Origin of the sequence: Methanobrevibacter sp. (genome assembly GCF_045114555.1) — an archaeon.
Classification (GTDB): domain Archaea; phylum Methanobacteriota; class Methanobacteria; order Methanobacteriales; family Methanobacteriaceae; genus Methanobrevibacter.
Window position 1 is genome coordinate 1 of sequence record NZ_JBGUKT010000021.1, and the last position, 2,815, is coordinate 2,815.

At 29.7% G+C, this 2,815-nt stretch carries 2 protein-coding genes; both read right to left on the reverse strand.

Going from position 1 to position 2,815, the window contains the following annotated elements:
- The coding region (locus ACJMLB_RS05045; protein WP_405324188.1) for a CDP-glycerol glycerophosphotransferase family protein at positions 1–1,031 on the reverse strand (1,031 nt) is incomplete at its 3' end.
- 137 nt (positions 1,032–1,168) lie between these two features.
- The coding region (locus ACJMLB_RS05050; protein ID WP_405324190.1) for a CDP-glycerol glycerophosphotransferase family protein at positions 1,169–2,815 on the reverse strand (1,647 nt) is incomplete at its 5' end.

Sequence of the window (2,815 nt, forward strand, 5' to 3'; positions counted from 1 at the left end):
TGGAAATTAGCAAACTCTTCAAGGTTTTTCAAATTAAAATTTTCATTTTTTATAACTTCAATCAATTCATCAGTATCTTGAACTATGTTCCCAGGAACTTTTTCCCTATAATCGAAGTAAAATCCCCTCTCTTTTTCAAGGTAATTATCTAAATCATATACAAACAGGATTATAGGCCTTTTCAATAAGGTATACTCTACCATAACAGAAGAATAATCAGTAATCAATATATCAGAAATCAAAAATAGCTTCTGTTCATCCTTAAATTCAGTGAAATTAACAATATTATAGGTATCGCTTAATTCATCCAAATCAATCTGATTGTCTTTATCTGTGAATTTATTGTAATTTGGATGCAGCTTAATGCATAAGATATATTCATCACCTAATTCTTCAATGAACTTTTCTATATTAAAGTATTTAAAAACAGCATTATACTCTGGATGTTCCCTAAATGTAGGTGCATAAAGAACTATTTTCTTATCCTTAATATTAGGATATTCCTTTTCAAATTCTGCCTTTAAATTGGAAATATACTCATCATCCAAATGCTCTTTGGAATAAAAATCATTTCTAGGAATTCCAAGTGGAATCACCTTTGACTTATCTATGGCAAAATTGCGTGCATATATATCCACCACATTTTTAGAACTGACAAAAAGATTGGTTATTTTGTTTGAAAACTTCAACATGACCTTCTTTTCATCATCATTCAACAAATCATAACCAAATTTCTTGAACAATCCAGTTCCATGCCATAATTGAATCAACTTTGCTTTTTTGCTAAAGTTCATAAATGCAAGTGCAAAGAAATTGTCTGTTAAAAAGACATATTTAGAAGTCGCTAATCTTTTCATATTGGATAATGAAAACTGATCTTTTGGAATGAAATAGTATTCATATTTTTCCCCATTAGAGGTTTCCCTAGTCTTTAGCTCTTCTGCAAGAAAACGTAAATTGCTCTCAAAAGAAGCATTTTTAGTAGTAATGAAAGAAACCCTATTGTATTTTACTGGAAAAATTCTAAACATGTTGAAAATCATTCCATAGATTCTATGCTTAATGTAAATATTAACAACTCCTAAACAATAAAAATTTGAGTATATTATTTATTATAAAAGTAAACTTTATAATTCTTTCTATGCTTAATGTATATTTTAGCAGTATTTTAATAATACTTATCCAACTCTACAAGCTCCTTATAAACTCTTTTACAATTTTCCTTATCGTTATATTTAAAGAAACTATCCACCCTATATTTATAGACATCTTCCATATTGCAATTGGAATCAACATATCCCTTCAGGACATTGATTAAATCATCCTGTTCATTTACAACAGGCCCAAATCCCATCTCATCATACTTGAAGTATCCGCTTTCACTGTCAAAGTGATAATCGTTGTCATAATGGTAATAAATCAAAGGCTTTTTAAGATATGCAAAGTCAAATGAGACTGAAGAGAAATCTGTTACAATCAATGAGGAATGATTGAAGATATCGCTGTATCTTCTTGAAGAATATCCTTCATGATTATTATTTAAATCATTCAAATCAAAATCCACTCGCTTATCCTTATTAAATAACTTGATGAATTTATTCAAATTCGGATGTGGCTTAAACACTAATCTATATTCATTTTCCTCCAAATAATCAAGCAAATCATTGTCATTGATAAGCCTATTGAATGTTTTAAAGAAATCAGATTCCTTAAACTCATCATCCTTAAAATTATGGTACTGTCTTCTCCAAGTAGGCATTACGATTATTTCCCTTTTATCTTCAAGAGATTCAAGATAATCAAATCTTGGAAAACCCAATACCTTTATAATCTCTTCGTCATATCCATAATTTGAGCTTAAGAATGATTCCCTTTCACTTTCAGAAACTGTAACCAATAAATCCAAGTTCTTATCAAAGCTATTTAGCCATGATGAAACATCATCCTTTGTAACTCCATGCTGCAGGAAGACTGTTTTTGATTTTACCAGCCCAGCAAGATGAGGGTAATTTCCCCAAAACGGATAAATGATATTATTGTCCGGATGAGAGGAAACGATTAGTTCAGCATATAAGGAATAAAGCCTATGCTTTAAGGATTTATAGGGGATTACATTACCTATACGCTTAATTTCTTCATATTCCTTGCTTGCTTTATCCAATCCAATCAACTTTCTAATCTTATCCCTATTGGAGCTTGCAATATATTCATTTTCCAAACTCAATACATTATCATAATGGCTTGAAGATTTCTCCAAAGCGAAATAGACTTTTGTCTTCTTTAAATCAATTATCTCATCTTTAGACAAATCTAATTTAGCATACTCATCTTCATCCAAGTTCTTAATCTTATTTATGTATTTAAACAATTTCAATCCATTGTCATCTGCAGAATAAGGCAAATCCATCAATATCCAGATCTTTTTATTTCTAAAGAATGGATAGGAAATCAAATGCAATGCTCTTAAAACAAATCCTGTACGCCAACCTTCCCTTTTTTCATCCAATATGGAAGCTGAAGTCTTCAATTCATTTGAAATGAAATCGAATTTTCTTCTTCTTTTAACTAGAATGGAGTCTCCTTGGTCAAAGGAAATGTAATCCTTTGACAATTTGAATCTGGAAATTCTTGATAATCTTGAAGTCAAATTATAGTCTATTAAAAGGTTTTCATTAAAATCCTTTAAATTTGTTCTAAAGGATATTCTTGTATTTTCATATTTAATTGGAATGACAATTTCAAAATTGTGATTGAATCCATAATTGAAATTCAATGAATAATTGTCCCTTTGAGGGAAGTTCAGTTTTCTAGAATC